This window comes from Pigmentibacter sp. JX0631 (genome assembly GCF_029873255.1).
Taxonomy (GTDB): domain Bacteria; phylum Bdellovibrionota_B; class Oligoflexia; order Silvanigrellales; family Silvanigrellaceae; genus Silvanigrella.
This window is the reverse complement of sequence record NZ_CP123622.1, coordinates 2,417,386-2,431,938: the sequence shown is the minus strand read 5'-3', so window position 1 is coordinate 2,431,938 and position 14,553 is coordinate 2,417,386. Positions and strand designations below refer to the sequence as shown.

At 33.1% G+C, this 14,553-nt stretch carries 16 protein-coding genes; 7 read left to right on the top strand and 9 right to left on the bottom strand.

The window, feature by feature from the left end; genetic code table 11:
* The first annotated feature begins 153 nt into the window (after positions 1-153).
* Both QEJ31_RS10690 and pth read left to right on the top strand, forming a co-directional pair.
* Positions 154-702: a 50S ribosomal protein L25 gene (locus QEJ31_RS10690; RefSeq protein ID WP_280590009.1), complete on the top strand. Its 549-nt coding sequence runs from the start codon at positions 154-156 to the stop codon at positions 700-702.
* 7 nt (positions 703-709) lie between these two features.
* Complete coding sequence (gene pth, locus QEJ31_RS10685) at positions 710-1,261, top strand: aminoacyl-tRNA hydrolase (RefSeq protein ID WP_280590007.1); 552 nt, start codon at positions 710-712, stop codon at positions 1,259-1,261.
* Positions 1,262-1,326: 65 nt separating this feature from the next.
* Here pth and QEJ31_RS10680 read toward each other — a convergent pair whose 3' ends face one another.
* Positions 1,327-3,336, bottom strand: a complete 2,010-nt coding sequence (locus QEJ31_RS10680; RefSeq protein ID WP_280590006.1) for a YcaO-like family protein — start codon at positions 3,334-3,336, stop codon at positions 1,327-1,329.
* A 156-nt stretch (positions 3,337-3,492) separates the two neighbouring features.
* Between QEJ31_RS10680 and QEJ31_RS10675 the strand changes: the two genes are divergently transcribed.
* Complete coding sequence (locus QEJ31_RS10675) at positions 3,493-3,627, top strand: hypothetical protein (protein WP_280590005.1); 135 nt, start codon at positions 3,493-3,495, stop codon at positions 3,625-3,627.
* Positions 3,628-3,788: 161 nt separating this feature from the next.
* On the opposite strand, the gene QEJ31_RS10670 is transcribed toward QEJ31_RS10675, so the two are convergent.
* The 6 genes from QEJ31_RS10670 to acpP form a co-directional block, all read right to left on the bottom strand.
* Entirely contained in the window at positions 3,789-5,426 is a 1,638-nt protein-coding gene (locus QEJ31_RS10670) for a hypothetical protein (protein ID WP_280590004.1), read from the bottom strand.
* 32 nt (positions 5,427-5,458) lie between these two features.
* Complete coding sequence (locus QEJ31_RS10665; RefSeq protein WP_280590003.1) at positions 5,459-6,106, bottom strand: riboflavin synthase; 648 nt, start codon at positions 6,104-6,106, stop codon at positions 5,459-5,461.
* A 44-nt stretch (positions 6,107-6,150) separates the two neighbouring features.
* The gene (nrdR, locus tag QEJ31_RS10660; RefSeq protein ID WP_280590001.1) at positions 6,151-6,648 is read right to left on the bottom strand and encodes a transcriptional regulator NrdR; all 498 of its coding nucleotides are present in this window, start codon (positions 6,646-6,648) and stop codon (positions 6,151-6,153) included.
* A 7-nt stretch (positions 6,649-6,655) separates the two neighbouring features.
* Positions 6,656-7,948 (bottom strand): serine hydroxymethyltransferase, encoded by a 1,293-nt coding sequence (gene glyA / locus QEJ31_RS10655; protein ID WP_280589999.1) that lies wholly within the window; start codon positions 7,946-7,948, stop codon positions 6,656-6,658.
* A complete protein-coding gene (gene rpiB, locus QEJ31_RS10650; RefSeq protein ID WP_280589998.1) occupies positions 7,945-8,400 on the bottom strand; it encodes a ribose 5-phosphate isomerase B in 456 nt (151 codons plus the stop codon). Before rpiB ends, glyA begins: the two co-directional genes overlap by 4 nt.
* Positions 8,401-8,497: 97 nt before the next feature.
* Entirely contained in the window at positions 8,498-8,749 is a 252-nt protein-coding gene (gene acpP, locus QEJ31_RS10645; RefSeq protein WP_280589996.1) for an acyl carrier protein, read from the bottom strand.
* Positions 8,750-8,957: 208 nt separating this feature from the next.
* Here acpP and QEJ31_RS10640 point away from each other — a divergent pair, with 208 nt between their 5' ends.
* Together QEJ31_RS10640 and QEJ31_RS10635 are read left to right on the top strand one after the other, a co-directional pair.
* Entirely contained in the window at positions 8,958-10,106 is a 1,149-nt protein-coding gene (locus QEJ31_RS10640; RefSeq protein WP_280589994.1) for a glycerate kinase, read from the top strand.
* Positions 10,107-10,532: 426 nt separating this feature from the next.
* Positions 10,533-10,670 carry a hypothetical protein gene (locus QEJ31_RS10635; protein ID WP_348524539.1) on the top strand — a complete coding sequence of 46 codons (138 nt, stop codon included), beginning with the start codon at positions 10,533-10,535 and terminating at the stop codon, positions 10,668-10,670.
* Between the two features lie 141 nt (positions 10,671-10,811).
* Here QEJ31_RS10635 and lepB read toward each other — a convergent pair whose 3' ends face one another.
* A complete protein-coding gene (gene lepB, locus QEJ31_RS10630; protein ID WP_280589992.1) occupies positions 10,812-11,501 on the bottom strand; it encodes a signal peptidase I in 690 nt (229 codons plus the stop codon).
* Between the two features lie 22 nt (positions 11,502-11,523).
* Complete coding sequence (locus tag QEJ31_RS10625; RefSeq protein ID WP_280589991.1) at positions 11,524-11,781, bottom strand: hypothetical protein; 258 nt, start codon at positions 11,779-11,781, stop codon at positions 11,524-11,526.
* Between the two features lie 293 nt (positions 11,782-12,074).
* Here QEJ31_RS10625 and QEJ31_RS10620 point away from each other — a divergent pair, with 293 nt between their 5' ends.
* Positions 12,075-13,715 (top strand): DEAD/DEAH box helicase, encoded by a 1,641-nt coding sequence (locus tag QEJ31_RS10620; RefSeq protein ID WP_280589989.1) that lies wholly within the window; start codon positions 12,075-12,077, stop codon positions 13,713-13,715.
* A 142-nt stretch (positions 13,716-13,857) separates the two neighbouring features.
* Positions 13,858-14,541 carry a uracil-DNA glycosylase gene (gene ung, locus QEJ31_RS10615; RefSeq protein ID WP_348524559.1) on the top strand — a complete coding sequence of 228 codons (684 nt, stop codon included), beginning with the start codon at positions 13,858-13,860 and terminating at the stop codon, positions 14,539-14,541.
* Positions 14,542-14,553: the final 12 nt, after the last annotated feature.

Sequence of the window (14,553 nt, the reverse complement as noted above, 5' to 3'; positions counted from 1 at the left end):
GTTTAAATTGTGACTAACTTAATTGTTCTTTGGCTTCCTTGCAATCTTTTTTTTCTAGGACCAAAAACCTTCTATTGCTCTACTAGATTTTTTGATATATGGAATCTCCTTACCATAAATCCTATGGTATTGACCTTATTAGGAGTAATCCCAATGACTGCCGAAACTATCGTGATCCAAGCTACAAAGCGTGGAGATGCATCAAGAGGAACCGTTCGCAAGCAACGCCATAGCGGGCTTGTACCTGGAATCCTTTACAAAAAAGGCGTTTCAACCAAAATTGAAATCGCTACTTCCAATCTTCCAAAAGGACACACTCGTTCTACTGTTCTAAAACTCGTTTTAGACGGTGTTGAAAAGACTGTTCTTATGCGTGAAGTTCAAGTTAACCCTTTGAATGACAAGCCTCTTCACTTTGATTTTCAAGAAGTTGAAGCAAATGACAAGGTTCGCATTCACGTTCCATTAAACTTTGTTGGTTTAACTCGTGAACAAGAAAAAGAAGGTGCTTTTAGCATTCGTACTCGTTACTTAGAAGTTAAAGCTCCTTTAGCTAAACTACCAAAAGTAATTGATGTTGACGTTAGTAGCTTAAAAGTAGAGCAATCCATTCATTTACACGATCTCTCTCTTGATAAAGAAGTGGTTGTAAGAACTGGAAAAGGTCAAAATTTAGCTCTTGCTTCCCTAGTTAAGATCTAATTAGACCGTGTTTATTCTAGTTGGCCTGGGCAATCCTGGCTATCAATATGAGCAAACAAGACATAACATCGGCTTTCTGCTGCTAGACCAAATAGCTGCTGAAGCCGGTGTTTTTGTTTCTCAACAAAAATTTGCTTCACTGACAGCACGTACAAGCTGGCAAGGGCATGATGTTTTCCTCATGAAACCCCAAGAATATATGAATCTTTCGGGCAATAGTGTCCAACAAGCGCTTGCCTTTTTTAAAGTTCCTCCACAAAATCTGATAGTTATTTTTGATGATTTGGATCAATCACATGGTGCGGTAAAAACTCGTTTTGGAGGCGGACATGGTGGACATAATGGCATTAGAAGCATTTTAGAACGTACTGGTACAGATCAATTCCATAGAGTTAAAGTCGGAATAGGAAAACCTGAGCACAAAAGCGCTGTATCAAACTGGGTTTTAAGTAAATTTACTGCAGACGAATTTGCTCTCTTAGAAAAAGAAAGTTTTCCAACAGCAAAAAATAGAATTGCAGATATAATGCGACAAGTAACAAAAAAGTCTAGTAAGTAAATTATCAAAATCTATACTTTGTTTGTTTTTGAAGATAAATCAGATTGTAAGCAAGAAATTAACGTTTAATTATTCAGGATCTTAATTCCTCTTTTGCTAGGAGCGACAAGAAGTCCTGAAGTAATAAGATTAAATACTTCTAATTCTCGAACAATAGATCTAACACAAACTAATCCAGTATTTTGATTGTCAAATAGTTTTTTTACATAAATATTCATATTTTTGTTTGAAAATATTTTTATAATTTTATTTAATACAATTTCAACATTCTTCGCAAAATGTGATATATCACCAAAATTATTTAAAGATAATTCCTTTAAAATACTATAATCAATAATTTCATATAAACCTTTTTCAATAATTTCTTGATAATTTTCTTGAGCTGCAAGCCTCATTTTTTCAATTTTAGCAACATGAACATCAATTGAATTCCATGATTCAATAAATTTTCTTTTGTCTCTTAAGTAACTATGCCAAGTTTGAACTGTCTCTAAAATTGCTCTTTCAACTGCATAATCAGCACTTGGAGAACATCCGTAACCCAAAATTGGTCTGTCAGTTCCTTCTATTTTATGAGTAAAACAAGCTATAGCTGGAATATTAAAATCTGTAGTCATGTCAATTAAGGTAAATGAATAACCTACTTCTCTCTCGCAATCTGCTAATATTAATTTTAACGTTTCAGGCAATGTTTCTTTATTAATAATTCTTAAATTACATGGAGTATTTTTACAAAATGTTTTTATAAGCAAAAGAGAATGAGCGTCTCTTTCTATTAATTCATTGAGTGAGTGTAACACAGCTTCACTATAGGTTGATCCAGCTGCAGTTCCAGAGTTAGAAAATGCACCATCTAACTTAAAAAACGGAAAATTACCTTTTAGCGAACGATTTCCTCCAGGAGTATCTAAAATCACACTAGGAATAATTAAATTTTCATTAGTATTAAGACCATTAAAAATATCCCACAAAAGAGGTTCCTGATCTTCTTTACATTTTTCTAATATTTTTTCTGGAAAACATGTCCAGTCCTGCAATGCTACCTTAATAGAAATAAATACTGTTTTTTCACTATTTACAAAAAATCCTTTACTTATCAGATGCTCAAAAGATTCAAACATAGCACTTGCAATACATTGAATTTCACTACTACCTTTACCATAACCATATGAATTAAGACTACTAGATTTTTCAATTAAGCATTCGTATGAAATAATCTTTTCACCTAATGAATTTAAATCTATTTGAAATTTATTATCTTTAAAAAATGTAAATAAATTTTCAACCGCTTTGGCAGGAAGTATTTCTCTTTCAGGGGTTTTTTCACTAGAATTATTTTCATTAGGCTCTGAATAAAATATTTTAGGTAATATTTCCGCTCTTAATGTATCAAACTTTTTTTCTTTTTTAGTTAATGGATAATCTGTAAAATAATATTTATTTTCATTTTTAGGAAGAAAATATGCAAGCAATGAAGCTCTAGCTTTGGAATAATCAAATGGCCCCAAATCTCCATGAATTAAGTTTCCATGCATTAACATGAAATCCCCTTTTCTTGGAAGAAAAATCTTTCGAACGCAAGATTTAAAATTGTAATCTTTTAAATCTTCTTCATATGCTGACTCATAAAATACGTAGTTATTTAATACCGTGAAATTAGAATCCAAAATTCTTTCATAGAGAGGGGGATAAGTTCTCAAATGGGACTCTGGATAGTAATACATGGGACTATTCAAAGGAATAACATCTTCAAGAGCTATCCAAACACTTAATAATTTATTTAGTGGATAACTTGATATTTGTAGAGAATCATAAAAAGGAGGTTGCCTATTTGCTCGAACATACAATTTTGAAGAAGCCAAAAGTAAATCATTATTTATATAATTTTCTAAAAAATTAATTAATTTTTTAGAAGTTAACAAATCTTTTATTTCTGGCACTATTAAATCAGCTTGATCTAAAGCAATTATAGAATCATATTTTCTTTTAGTATATTCCTTTATTTTAGATACAATATTGTCACATTCCATAGAATCAAAAAAAGATTTTGAAATAAGATACCCATTATTATGCATTATAAATTACCTATTAGAAAAATATATAATTTTAAAATTTTACAAGTCAGTTACTTAAAATAAATAAAATCTTTCAAGAAAGTTGTAATTCAAAAAAACTAATGATACAATAAATTTGTGTCTTAAATAACAACTTGAATAAATGAAAGGAACACTATGGGAAGAAATCACTTAGAAGAATTTCGCGGTTTGGGTTTAAAAAATGATACAGAAACCTCATTCACTGTTGAAACTATTGAAAAACTGAAAGAACTTGGTTTCGAAATGGATGATGATACTGAGTCTAAATAGTTACTTAAATAAGTTCATTTTAAACGAGACTGAATACTATTAGAATTTTAGTATTCAGTCTTTTTTGTGCAATAACTTGCACTTAAAAGTAAATGCATTTATTAAAAATTTTGCAGGTTTTCTGAAATTCATCATTAGTAAAGAAAGCTATTATTAGTAAATTATTTCAATACCTTGTTACTTTTACGTTTTAAAATAGGTGTCATATAAAGCCTAAATTGTTCCGGATTCATACCAGCGCGTTCACGTTCGAAAGCTTTTTTTTGTAAAGGTTTTAGAGATTCATAAAATTCTGAAACTAAGACTATAAAGTCATCGTCTGACAATGTTTCTTTAATAGACAATTCTTTTTTTCTGACAATTTCTTTTTTCTTAGTAACTTTCTCTATTCTCTCTAGATCATTCTTTTTATTTTCAAATATTTCACAATTTTTATTTTTTATTTGTTCTGATGCATCAAATAAAGTTTCCACAGGAACTTTTTTAGTTAAAGTTTTTTTCAATGTAGTTTCTTTTTTCAATTCAATTTTTTTCTCTAACTTATCTAATTTTTCTTGTTTTAAAGCTTTTTCTTTTCTAATTTTAGTTAATTGATCTGGAGGTGGCTCTGGAAATAAAGTTTCAGATTTCTTTGCTTTATATAAAGAATTTATAGTTTTTGCTTCATGTAAATTTTCTTCTTGCGAAAAAGTCATAAGTTTTTCACTTATGGCCTGTTCTAACTCAAAAGCCTCTTTTGCCTGTTCTGACATTTGCCAACAATAGACAATAGAACTTGTTCTATTATCTGAAGAATTACTAAAATTATCTAACATTTTATTTTTTAATTCAGAAAGTTTGATATTAGGCGCAGCTATATTCCAACCTAAAACACCATGATCATATAAAGAAGGTACACTAGCCAGTATTTCTTTATGAAAACTACTAATATTTTTTGTATCAATAGGTATTGAACCCCAATTGCTGATATTAAATTCTATCCCTTCTTGTTTTGAATATTCTAGAAACAGATAGTTTAATATTTTTTTGATACTTGCCTTACGTCCCATAGATTGAATAACCACAGGATTTATACTGATAAATGACGCTTTAAGAGAATTACTATTAAAATTAACCTTTTCCATCATATATAAAGTTTGAATAGGCTGGGATAAAGTCATTGAAAGCCAAATTCCATCGACATCATTTTCAACCTGAGCATGCCTGATAAAGGAAAAACTTCCAGATTTTGCCAAATTAAACTGCTTATTTTTTTTCGCATGCTTAATTTCATATAAATTATATGGTGTCACCCAGGTTTCTTCTAATAGTTTACAAGCTTCTAAAACATCCTTTTGAGTGCCAGATAAATATTTATTTATTTGAAATTTAAGTGATAAATTATCTTTTTTTAAAGCAAATATCTTTGATAAAGCTTCATGCCAAATACCAAATAAAAGTACAATATTTTTTGCATTAATTTTAGAAGGCGCAGTAACCACCTTACCTAGGCGTTTTGCTACTAGAGAATCAAACCAAGCTTCTTTGGCTCCTAAACTCAATAATAGACCTTCAACCCACCAAGCAGGTGCTAGTAGTCTTTTTTTTAACGCATATATTTTAGAATCTGAAATTAATTGTGAATCATCATTTAACTTCACAACTTGTGATTCCGTACATCCTTCAGCATTCATTTGAGGCAGAGCTTTCACCTGTTTCAAATACGTTTTACCAGACTCAGCGTAGAATACTTTTTTGAATTCCGGAGTTAGGCGAGAGGAATGAACCGCAACATTATTTTTTTGCAGATCAAAAGACATAGGTTTACTATTTTCCCAAATTGTTGAAGCCGCTATTTACGTGCTTGAATATAACCTGGTAACATATTTTTCACAACAGAAGCAATAGTCTTAACCGTTTGATCAAATTCAATTTCTATCTCCATATCTGCCCTAAATTCGTGCAAAATAGTGTTACTAAAAGTATGTGGGATTATCATAATTTCTATGACAGAATCACCATTTTGAAAGGTATCAATTTTTGCAATAGTAAGACTAATTCCTGCTACAGCAATACTTCCTTTCAATATTATCCATTGAGAAAACTCTTGCGGAATATTTATTTTAAGTTTCCAAAATTCATCATCCAATTTTTCAAAATATGAGATATTACAAAGTGCATCGACATGCCCTGTTACATGATGTCCACCTAAGGAATCACCAAGTCTCAAAGCTGGTTCTATATTTAAAATTGAGCCAAGTTTTAATTTTCCTAAATTAGTAAGAGCAAGACTTTGATATCCCACATCTACAGTAAAGTAACTAATTTTATTTTTTGCATAAGACTCAATTACTGTTAAACAACATCCATTACATGAAACACTAGCACCTAATGCATAAAATGAGATATCTAAATTAGATGAAATAGTGAGCTTTAAAGAGTTTTCGCATTTCAAAAGAAATTCAACTTTACCCAAATCCCGGACAATTCCAGTAAACATAAAAACTCCAACTTTTAAAATCATGTACATTTAAAATATTCAGTTCAATTATCTTTTTCAAGATCAATTTTAAAATTATTCTTATTTTGAGCTTTTTCAGTTAACATTTTCAATTCACAAACAAAATCTTCAGGACTTGAAAATGCCCGATATACAGAAGCAAACCTTACATAAGCAACCGGATCTAGTTTTAAAAGGGCTTCTAAAACAAGTTCACCGATTTTATAAGAAGGCATTTCTCTTTCTTCTGAGGAATGACAAGTGCTTTCCACCCAATCTGAAATGGCATCTAAACTTTTTGAACTCACTGAGCGCTTTTGACACGCTATACCCATACTTTTTAGAAGCTTTTCTCGATTGAAAAGCTCCCTCGTTCCATCTCTTTTAATCACATATAAAGGCTGTTCTTCAGAACGTTCAAAAGTAGTAAAACGATATCCACAAGAGACACACTCTCTTCGTCTTCTTACCGTTCTTCCATCCCTACTTTCTCTACTTTCTAAAACTTTACTTTCAGGATTTTGGCACTGAAGACACTTCATATAGTAATTATCCTAAATGAGGAGAAACATAACCTTTATGTTGAAGAGAATCACTGTAAAGAGGATATTTTTTACAAAGTCCAGCTACCAACTCTTTTGCCTTATCTAACAATGAATCATCATTTTTTAATGCATAGGCAATAGCTGTGCCTAGTATCTTCATATCATCAGCTACTAATCCTCGTGTTGTCACAGCAGGTGTCCCTATTCGAATACCGCTAGTAACCATAGGTTTGCGAGGATCATTTGGCACACTATTTTTATTTACTGTTAAATCAATTTTTGCAAGTCTCTCTTCAGCATCTTTTCCACTGAGTGGAGAATTTTTTAGATTTATCAAAATTAAATGGTTGTCTGTCCCACCAGAAACAAGTTCAACACCATTTTCTAACAGTGTATCAGCAAGTACACGGGCATTTACAACAATTTGTTCAGCATAAAGTTTAAAAGCTGGATTTAAAGCTTCACCAAAAGCGACAGCTTTAGCTCCAATAACATGCATTAAAGGACCACCTTGCAAGCCAGGAAATATTGCCTTGTCGATAGCTTTTGCAAAAGCTTCTTTGCAAAGAATAACACCGCCCCTCGGTCCACGCAGAGTTTTATGCGTAGTTGTTGTGACAAAATCAGCAAATGGCACTGGACTTTGATGTTGTCCGCCAGCAACTAAACCCGCTATATGAGCCATGTCAACCATTAACAAAGCACCAACTTCATCTGCAATTTTTTTAAATTTTGCAAAATCAATGGATCTAGGATAAGCGCTAGCGCCAGCAATAATTAATTTTGGTTTACATTCATGCGCTTTTTTTGCAACATCTTCATAATTAATAAAACCATTTTCATCTACACCATAAGCTTCCGCTTTATAGTACATACCAGAAATATTTACAGGAGAACCGTGAGTTAAATGCCCGCCGTGTGATAAATTCATTCCTAAAAATGTATCACCTGGCTTTAAAACTGCTAAAAAAACTGCTTGATTTGCCTGTGCTCCACTATGTGGTTGAACATTTGCGTGTTCAGCTCCATAGATTTTTTTGATTCTATCGATAGCAATTTGCTCAACTTCATCATTAAATTCACAACCACCGTAGTATCTTTTACCAGGATATCCTTCTGCATACTTATTAGATAAAACGCTGCTCAACGCAGCTAAAACTGCAGGACTTGCCACATTTTCTGATGCTATTAATTCTAAACCTTCATTCAGCCGTTGACTTTCTTTTCCAAAAAGTTTCGCAATTTCAGGATCAGTGTTTAATAATTCTGCTCGTTCTAAAGAGAGAAATTGATTCATTGAGATAGCCTCTTTTCTATTGCACTTACTTTACTAATACGACTTCTATGGCGACCTTCTTCACATTCAGTTGCAAGCCAAATTTTCACAAAGTCAATTGCTCTTTGATAATTCACAATTCTTGAACCTAAACACATAATATTAGAGTCATTGTGTGCTCTACTCATGCGTGCGGTAAATTCATCATTAACTACAGCAGCTCTTACGCTAGGAAACTTATTTGCTGTAATGCACATTCCTATGCCAGTTCCACAAATTAAAATTCCACGATCGCATCGACCGCTTGAAACTTCAGAGGCCACAATATCTGCATAATCTGGATAATCAACAGAAGCAGAAGAATCTGCGGCAACTCCATAATCAAGCACTTGATGATTAGTGAGAGTCAAGAAATCAATTACATAACTTTTAAGTTCTCTACCAGCATGATCTGCTGCAATAGCTATTTTCATGTTCTTTCCCTTTTCTCTGAATTACTAAGCCAAGAAAATTAGAATTTAAAAACAAAAAAAAAGGCACCAAATAGGTGCCTTTTTTTTGACTTTGCCTTTATAGCTTTGCCACGATGAATTTAACCGCATCGCCTACTGTTTTTAGGCGTTCAGATTCTTCATCAGAAATATTTACACCAAACACTTCTTCAATTTCCATAAGAAGCTCAACGATGTCTAGAGAGTCAGCACCAAGATCTTCTTGAAAGCGAGAAGCTGTCGTTATATTTTTTTCCTCTATATTCAACTTTTCTGCTACGATCTTAATTAACTTCATTTCCATTTGCTTTGCATCAAGCTGCGTATCCATTGTGTATTACCCCAAAAGAAGAATTTAATCTAAAAAAGAGGAAACTTGTTATGATATTAACAAATACCTCTGCTAAGGCTTCTTTAACAAAGAGGAATGATAAAAGCAATGCACAATTTAGAGTAACTTTTGAACATCACATTTTTTGTTCTATAGTATATTGAGTTCTGAATTCTAAGAATCTATTATTGGGCGTAAGGAGCAAATCATGAAAATAGTCTTAGCCTTTGATAAATTCAAAGGTACCTTTACAGCTCGCCAAGTTTGTGAATTAGTTGCTGATGGAATAAGAAATAGAAATCCCAAAATTGAAATTATTCAACGCCCCATGGCGGATGGAGGCGAAGGTAGCGCTGCCTTAATTGCTGCTCATATAGGAATGGAATCGCTTCGCATAGAAGTATCTGATCTTCTAGGAAGGCAGACTGAAGCTAACATTTATTGGCAGAATGCCAGACGCCTTGCCGTACTCGAATCTGCTGAAGTTTTAGGAAACTCAAAATCACTCGCGACAGAAGAAGTCTTATTAGAGTCTAATACATGGGGTTTTGGGCGGTTATTGCAAAAAACTTTTCCATTAAGACCGCAAGAAGTTTGGTTATGTATTGGAGGTACTCTTACTGCTGACGCAGGTTGGGGGATAGCCAGTGCTTTTGGATTATCAGCCTATGATGAACAAGGAAATAGACTAAGACCTTGCATCAACAATATGTCTAAAATTCGTTCATTCAAAAAAGAAGAGCTACCTGAATACATGAAAAAATGTAGAATTCACGCTCTCTGTGATGTAAATGCGCCAGCTAAAGGACCTGGAGTCACATTAACCTCTTTTTTAAAACAAAAAGGAGCGAAAGATTCTAGTATACCACATATTGAAAAACAAATTTATCATTTTTGGAATGTTCTTAAACACGATTGTCCGCAAATTCCGAAGCTAGAAGATGCTTTTACAGGTGCAGGAGGCGGAATATGCATAGGAATGTCTGCAATTTTTCCTAATTTAAAAATTGAAATGGGTTCTAAGAAAATTGCAAAAGCTATTGCCTTAGCCCCGAGTTTTAGTGGTTCAGATTTAATTGTTTGCGGTGAGGGAAGTTTAGATGACCTTACCTTATACGGAAAAGCCGTTAGTACAGTATCACAATTAGCTTTAAAAAATGACCATAAATTAATAGGTATTTTTGGAAACGTAACAAAGAATAAACTTGAACTTAAATCTAAATTAGGTTTAGCAGAAATAATCACAATAGTGGAAGACGGCCATACAGGTTTCACAGCAAATGAATTAATGAAAAACTCAAAGATTAAATTATATCATATTGGCCAAGAAATAGCTGATAAATTGAATTATAAATAATTAATCTAAAATAATTGACAACAATTTAATCCTATACTAGTCAATATATTCCTTTTTTTTATTTCTTTAAACTAAATTTAATTATCAGAGGAATATATGCTTAATAAATCATTAATTATTTCGTTATTTTTTTCATTTCAAAATCTTTATGCAAATAATAATTTAGAATATAATACACAAAACTTAATTGAAATGGTAAATTAGAATAAGACTCAATTATTTGAACTTCCAATTCAAGATGCAAGAAAAGCTTTTACAGGTTTTCAAGATGCACAAGACAATACAAAGGCAAAAGATAAATTAGTAGTAACAGAAAGACTTATTCCTAGAAACAATGGCAATAAAATTAAAGTAAAAATAATTCGCCCTGATAATTCAAAAAAAGTTCTTCCTGCATTTATTTATTTTCATGGAGGAGGATGGGTATTGGGAGAATATAAAGGATATGAAAGATTTATCAAAGATCTTGTAAAACAGTCTGATGTTATTGGAGATAGCGCTGGCGCGAATATTGCAACCGTAGTTGCTTTAAAAGCAATATGGAAGAAAACTAAATTCAGCTAAAGTTCCAGTTGTTACTTCAAGATATAACGGAATGATTCACGACTTTATGATCTTAAATGCTTTGAAAAATGTACCTGCATCTAATTCAGCGCTCATGCAAGGAGCAACAGAACTTAAGAAACAACTAAAGTAATAATTCAATTATTGTAATTTTTGAAAAAAGCGATCTTTTCTAAAATGTGGCCACATCCCTTTATCTCCAGTCGAATAAGAGATGAAAAAAGCTTTACCATAAATACTTTTTTCATCAATCATTCCCCAAAAACGACTGTCAAAAGAATTATCACGATTATCTCCAAGAAAAAATAATTTTCCTGCAGGAACAATCCAGGTTTTCTTTTCCATGAATGTCATACCTTCATTTTTTTTCTTTAATATGTAAAAAGAATTTTGCGATAAACTAGTTTCTTTAATTAAATTATAATCGTTGAAATCGTCTGCACTACCAGTATCCGTTAAAACTTCGCGATTGTTTTCAATGGATTCCTGTACAGGAACCCCATTGACATGTAACAATCCCTTTACAAATTCAACTTTATCATTTTCTATAGCGACTATTCTTTTAATTAAAACTTGCCCTCCTTCTTGTGGAGGGCCTTGAAACACAACTATTTCTCCACGTTGTGGCTTACTCCAACTGAATATTCGTGTTTCCATGAAAGGAAGCATAAATCCATAAGCCATTTTATTCACAACAACATGATCGCCAATTTTTAGGGTAGGGAGCATAGAACCTGAAGGAATAACATACCAATTAACAAAAGAAGAGCGAAAAACAAAGATACAAAATATAATGATAAATATTTCTTTAAATTCTTTTAAATATTTCACTCTTATTTCGCCAAGGTAAAAGTTATTCTCTAGATTTTAATCTGTCTTCATTCTCTTTAATAAAATTGCGAATTTCGTCTTGCTTATCTAGTAAACGAACCCATTGCTCTTTATAAAGAGTTACAGGAAAACGACCTAAACCATAAACTGAAAGCCCCCCCTTTTCGGCAACTTTGAAACTTATTTCTCTAGAGGAAGCTCCTTTTTTTTCGCTCTTTAATGCAGCATTTTCTGCTCTTAATCTTTCAAGCTCTACTCTCAAATCATCTTGACTTTGCATAACATTTACCCCTCGATAGGAAGACGTTCAAAAACCTTGTTAACATACCATTAGTGAATAATAAAAAAAACCCTCTTGACACCATTAGTATAATACAGTTTAAGGGACTGCTGGCATGGGTTCAGAAAGACTAACTCTTTTGTTGCAAAAAGCACTATAAATATTGCTATACTTGCAACCTACTAAAACGCTTGTATTTTTTAAGCTTTGAATGATTCTTTCTCAATTCTCGCCTGAGTGTAATTAGCTTTAAGTAGCTAACCCCTTCTTATCCTTATTTTTTTGGGAAGCAAATGACAAATACCAATACACCCACAGCAGAAGAGTCTTCTATTTTTAACCTATTGCCAGAAGTAGTACGTAAAAACCTTGAATCTCAAGGAATTACTAAGCCTACCCCTATTCAACAAGCAACTTATGAGCCCGTTCTTGAAGGCAAAGACGTTATTGCACAAAGCAGAACCGGTTCTGGTAAAACCTTAGCCTTTGGACTACCTGCATTTTCTCGTCTTCAAAAACCACAAGTAGGCGGAAAACCAAGAATTCTTGTACTTACTCCAACTCGGGAGCTTGCTCAACAAGTTGCTGACGTATTTGAAACAAACTTTAAACCTCAAGGATTTAAAATATTAGCTGTTACTGGAGGTAAGAGCTACAGATTCCAAACTTCAGTCATTCAAAGAGGCGTAGACGCTATAGTTGCTACCCCTGGTCGTCTTAACGACTTATTAGAACAAGGGATTGTAAGCCTTACAGGTGTTGAAATTCTTGTCCTTGATGAAATGGACGAAATGCTAGATTTTGGTTTTGCCGAAGATATTATTAAAATTAAAACAGCAATCGGAAAAAAAGCTCAAACTCTTTTATTTTCTGCCACTTTTCCACCAAAAGTTACTAATATCGCAAGACAAATGGTTTCAAATCCCTTTGAAGTTAAAGTAGCTAGCACTGATACTAGTACTGGGCAAATAGATCACGGATTTATCGAAGTAAAAATGGGCAGAAATCTTGATGCCTTACTAGGACTCTTAATTTATCACGATCCAGAACATGCCATCATTTTCTGTAAAACCAGAGAAGAAACTCGTAATATCCACAATGCTCTACTTGAAAGAGGTTTTGCAGCTGGCGTTTTAAATGGTGAAATGACACAAAATGACCGTAGCTTGACGATGGATCGCTTTAAAAACAGACAGCTTAGAATATTAGTTGCTACTGATGTTGCTGCGCGTGGCATAGACATTTCTGGGTTATCTCATGTTATAAACTATACCGTACCTACTAATGTGGAAACATATACCCACCGTGCTGGTCGTACAGGAAGAGCAGGAGCTACAGGAAAAGCATGGACAATTATTACCCATGTAGAACGCAGAGAATTTCAATTTGTATGCAGCAAAATAAAAATCAATCCAGTTCGTTTGGAATTGCCTAGCGCTAAAAAAATTGCGACTCAATTCTTTAACAATATGTTGTTCCGTATAAATGAAGACTCAGTTGTTATTCCTGATTATATTCACCAATCTGTAAACCAAGTTGTTGAAAGTCTTGAAGAAAATAAATTGAAAGAAATTCTTTCAACATTACTTAAGTCAGAAGCAACTAGACAATTAGGGAAAAGTCTTCAAGTTGAAGACATAGCTCCAACTTTTAAAACTGAATTTGGCGCAAATGTAGAAGCACCTAAATTTGGTGGCGATAGAAACCGTTCAGGTAGAGGTGGTTACGGAAGAAATGATAGAGGCCCAAGAGGTCCAAGCAAATCTAATGGGCGCTCTTCTGAAAGAAGCGGTAGATTTGGAAATAGTTCTGGACGCTTTGGAGACCAAAAAAAGTCTGGCCAAAAACAAGATCGTCAAAATAGTTTTGGTGGCCGTGGGACTATAAAAAAATCAGCTGACTCAGGAAGCAAAAGAAGTTATCCAATAGCTTAAAATATTGCCTTCCTTTTCTTGGAAAAATCTCATTTTGTTGAGTATATAAACAGAATGAATGTAAGCTTGGGGCTCATTATAAAAAGTTTTCATTTATAATGAGCCCTAATTTATTGGAGATTTCCTAGTGAATGAAAACCAAATTGAAACAAAAAAAGACCTTAGCTTTCTTGCAGAAGGCTGGAGGTCTTTACTTTTAGATGAGTTTTCAAAACCCTACATTGAAGACCTGAGACAACTATTACGTAGTGAAACAAATCAAGGTTTTGAATACTATCCCCCAAAAGAAAAAATATTTAGAGCATTTAAACTAGTAGATTATTCACAAACTAAAGTTGTTATTATTGGACAAGACCCTTATCACGGAAAAGGTCAAGCAAATGGTCTTGCTTTTGCAGTAGAAAAAGGTGTAACACTCCCCCCCTCTTTAAATAATATTTTCAAAGAAATTCAATCAGATACAGGAAAACGTCCTACTGAATCAGATTTAGAAAATTGGGCTAATCAAGGTGTTTTATTATTAAATACAGTCTTAACGGTTAGAGCTAATCAAGCGTTTTCTCATCGAGAAAAAGGCTGGGAAGTATTTACCGATAGAGTTATTTCTCTTTTAAATGAAAAAAATTCACCTATTATCTTTGTTCTATGGGGCTCTGCGGCTCAAGCAAAAGAAAAAATGATCACAAATAAAATTCACAAAATTTTAAAGTCGGCACATCCTTCCCCATTGTCGGCGCATAGAGGTTTTTTTGGCTGTAAACATTTTTCAACAGTTAATGAAATTTTACGCTCCTTGGGTCAAAATGAGATTAACTGGACGACTTAGCTGTTTTAACGG